Source organism: Stieleria maiorica (genome assembly GCF_008035925.1).
GTDB classification, from domain to species: Bacteria; Planctomycetota; Planctomycetia; order Pirellulales; family Pirellulaceae; genus Stieleria; species Stieleria maiorica.
Window position 1 is genome coordinate 4228349 of sequence record NZ_CP036264.1, and the last position, 3607, is coordinate 4231955.

The 3607-nt window shown below is 57.4% G+C and carries 3 protein-coding genes; 2 read left to right on the top strand and 1 reads right to left on the bottom strand.

Translation table 11 applies throughout. From position 1 onward, the window contains the following. Nucleotides 1-48: 48 nt before the first annotated feature. Complete coding sequence (locus Mal15_RS14420) at nucleotides 49-864, bottom strand: EcsC family protein (protein WP_147868416.1); 816 nt, start codon at nucleotides 862-864, stop codon at nucleotides 49-51. Nucleotides 865-1278: 414 nt separating this feature from the next. On the opposite strand from Mal15_RS14420, the gene Mal15_RS14425 reads away from it, so the two are divergent. Both Mal15_RS14425 and Mal15_RS14430 read left to right on the top strand, forming a co-directional pair. Beyond that, nucleotides 1279-2079 (top strand): DUF1206 domain-containing protein, encoded by an 801-nt coding sequence (locus Mal15_RS14425; RefSeq protein WP_233903445.1) that lies wholly within the window; start codon nucleotides 1279-1281, stop codon nucleotides 2077-2079. A gap of 53 nt (nucleotides 2080-2132) precedes the next feature. After that, nucleotides 2133-3518 (top strand): phospholipase D-like domain-containing protein, encoded by a 1386-nt coding sequence (locus tag Mal15_RS14430; RefSeq protein ID WP_147868418.1) that lies wholly within the window; start codon nucleotides 2133-2135, stop codon nucleotides 3516-3518. The last annotated feature ends 89 nt before the right edge of the window (nucleotides 3519-3607 follow it).

The window sequence follows — 3607 nt, forward strand, 5'->3', positions numbered from 1 at the left end:
GATCGATCACTCCGGTGGATCGGTGAATCATGACGAAGGATCCTCGACTTACCGCAGCGCACCGTACGCTTCACGGACGATTGGTTCGCCGTGAACGCGTTCCAGGCGGCGAATCGTGAAGTGTGCCCGTGCAAGATCTTGGTAGTGATCGATGAAGTAGCTGTTGATCAGCGCGCCGCCGATCGCTCCGATGACCGGAATTGCTTGCGCGGCCAGTTTTTCGCTGACCACCACGCCGAAGCGCTTGCCGATCTGGCTGATCAATTTGACCAGGGCCGGTGCGGTATTGTCCGCCACACCGTTTTTAAGGATGTGCTGTGATGCGTCGCGGATCTGTTTGGCCATCGCGGCTCGAACCGCAAAGTAGCCGATTTCTGTATCATCGTCGACCTTCGAGCCCTTGCCGGGGTCGAGGGCAAAGACCTGTAAACAGGCCAGTCGTGATTCCACACTGGAAAGATCCTCGCCTTCGCTACGGGCGATGTCGGCCACGCTGCGCAGAATCAGAACCGTGGAAACGGGCAACTCGGCGGCGATGGTGGCGCCGCCCAGCGCTCCGCCTGCTGCGCCACTGATTCCCGCCAACAGCTTGTGAGTCAACAGTCGGGGTTTCCCAGATTCGATTGAATGCTCGCCGAGCGTCCGCAGTGCGACGTCCAGGGCCACACGGAGGGAGCGGTCGATCGCGGTGTGCAGTGTTTTCTCAGCGACATCGGGCAACATTTTGAGTGACGCGGTGATCGGCGCCCCGACCAATTCGGTCAGTCGATCGGCGATGCCGTGGTGTTCCAAGATTCGTTTGGCTTCACGAAGCTCTTCGATCGCTTCGTCAGGCAAATCGCCGCAAATTAGCTCGTCCGTCATCGTTGAAATGTCAAAAGGCGTGTCGAGGAAAGAAGCGGTCGACGCACAGTCGGTCGCAAAACGGCCAGACTGGTCGTCGTGCAATGATTGTAGATCACCGGAGCAAACGATGTGCCGAGATGCTTCGTCTTGTCTCGCATTGAAAACCGAAGCTCCCGATGAAGTTCTCGCAGCCACGTGGTCGGATCCGGCGAATTCGAGGCGTAATGACGTCGCGCGGTTGGTGGTTGGCATGATGGTTGCGTCGACGTGATTCCAGCGGGGGCGATCAGAATCCGAGCCCACCTGCAACTGCACCTTTCCTCTTCCAGCGGAGACCGTTCCATGCCGATTAGCAGCCCGGCGGCCCAGCGCCGTAACCCTTCTGCATCCGATTCTAAAAGTTCGACGTGGCATGGTTTTCAGACTCGTTCCATGCCCGAGGTCCCCTCTTGGATCGAAACCTTGGGACGTTTCGGTCACTTTGCCAAGGGCCTTGTCTATTTCATCATCGGCTTTTTCGCGTTCAAGTTGGCCATTGGCGCCGGCGGGGAGATCGCGGGGGCTCGCGACGCGATTCGAGAAATTGGTCAGCAGCCCTACGGTCGCGTGTTGCTGGGATTGGTAACGATCGGGCTACTTGGTTATTCCGTCTGGCGAGCGGTTCAGGCAGGCAAGGATACCGATGGCGTGGGTGATGGTACCAAAGGTGTCTGCAAGCGAATCGGCTACTTGGTCAGCGGCATTGCCTACTTGAGTTTGGGAGGCTTTGCCGGTTCGCTGGCGTTGGGGTGGTCGTCTGGAGCCGGTGGTTCGCAGGATGGTGCGGCGAGCCCGTTGCTTGATTCGACGTTGGGACGCATCGCCCTGGCAGTGGCGGGGGTGATCACAATTGCGGTCGCATTGTACTTTTTTTACAAGGCGTATCGGGCCAAGTTTATGACCGAGTACGACCTTTCGGCGATGGGGGAAACGACCCGCAAATTGGCATTGCACGCCGGCCGGACGGGAATCAGCACGCGAGGCATTGCGTTCGCAATCATCGGCGGATTCATCGTGATGTCTGCCATCCGCGGGACGTCTGACGGCGAGATCGCCGGGATGAGCGACGCTTTGGCCGCGATTGCCGCCCAGACCTATGGGAAGATTCTGATCGGGATCACCGGATTCGGACTGATGTGCTACGCCGTCCACATGCTGTTGATGGGCCGGTACCGAAGGTTTAACGTAAAATGATCGGACTGCCATGATGAGCAGTCGAATTTCACGGAGAGTATCAAGAGCACCACATGATCTGGATCGTCGCCTATCTCAGTTCCGTAGCGGGCGCTTTCCTGTCGATCGTGGCAATGACCATCATCCGCAACGAGCAGCGGCACAGTATCGGCAGGATCGGCTGGTTGGGTTTGATCCTATTGTCGCCGCCGATCGGATTGATTCTGTGCCTGTGGTTGGGGGGACGCAAGATTTCGAGGGAGCACGAAAAACGCGATCTCGTCGACCTGCCGTCCATCCCAGGCGCCGAGTGCGACTTGCGCGATGTGGTGGAGCGAATGCTTTCGGCGCGAAAACTGGGACCGCCGACGACCGGCAACAAGGTGCGACTGCTAAGCCGACCGGCCGAAGTGCGAGACGCGTTCATGGAGTTGATCGATGGGGCACGTGAAACGATACACGTGATGACCTTCATTTTGGACGAAAAAGACACCGGCCGCGCGGTGGTGGATCGGCTGTGCAAAAAGGCGAGAGATGGCGTCGAAGTTCGCTTGTTGGTTGACGGTTTTGGATCGTTTGCGTTGGCCGAAGAGCAACTTGAGGCTCTTCGCGCCGCGGGAGGACGAGCCGCACGCTTCAAACGGATGTCCAGGCTAACGAGATTGGCCTATTTGAATTTTCGCAATCACCGGAAGCTGGCCGTCGCCGATGGAAAACGGGCGATACTGGGAGGGGCAAACATCGTCGAGGATGAGATCACAAGTTCACCCGATGATGACACCTGGGTCGATCTAAGTCTATTGATCGAAGGGCCCGCTGCGTCGCAATTGCAATCCGTTTTTTGCAGTGATTGGACGTTTCAGACCGGAGAGGAACTTTCACAGTGTGAATATGAACAGGGGCCAGCGTGCGACGAGGCGAACCCTTCGCGATTGACGGTCATGCCGATCGGACCCGATGGTCCCGAGGAAATTCTGGATGACTTTTGGCAATTCGCAATTCATCATGCGACCGAGCGTCTTTGGATTTGCACACCCTATTTCGTTCCTCCGCCCAACGCGATGCGGTCGTTGGAATTGGCGTGTCGGCGCGGAATCGATGTTCGGGTTTTGGTGCCCCAGGTCAGCGATCTTCGCCCGGTGGATTACGCCCGGTTTGACTATTTCAAAGATCTGATCGAATTGGGCTGCAAGGTGCACCGTTATCCGGACCGCATGGTTCACGCCAAAATCGGCATTGTTGATGATCTGGTTGCATTGGTGGGATCGGCGAATTTCGATGTGCGATCGTTCTTTCTGAATTATGAATTGTCGGTGTTGGTTCACGATCGCGAGACGATTCAGCGGGTCAGCGATTGGTACACCGGACTGGCCGACGGCTGCGAAAGGGGCACGACCGATCGATCCAGCGTGCGGTCGACGCTCGCCACGGCGGTGCGTTTGTTCGCATCGGAACTATGAGCGGAACTATTAGCCCGAACGAGGGCCTGATTCCATCTTCGGACGGACTGCCTGACGCAGTGTCTTATTTCAGATCTCAAATTCCAGGC

Coding starts and splice junctions, on each gene's coding strand:
- Mal15_RS14420 (WP_147868416.1), bottom strand. CDS start 864: ATGACGGACGAGCTAATTTGCGGCGATTTGCCTGACGAAGCGATCGAA.
- Mal15_RS14425 (WP_233903445.1), top strand. CDS start 1,279: ATGCCCGAGGTCCCCTCTTGGATCGAAACCTTGGGACGTTTCGGTCAC.
- Mal15_RS14430 (WP_147868418.1), top strand. CDS start 2,133: ATGATCTGGATCGTCGCCTATCTCAGTTCCGTAGCGGGCGCTTTCCTG.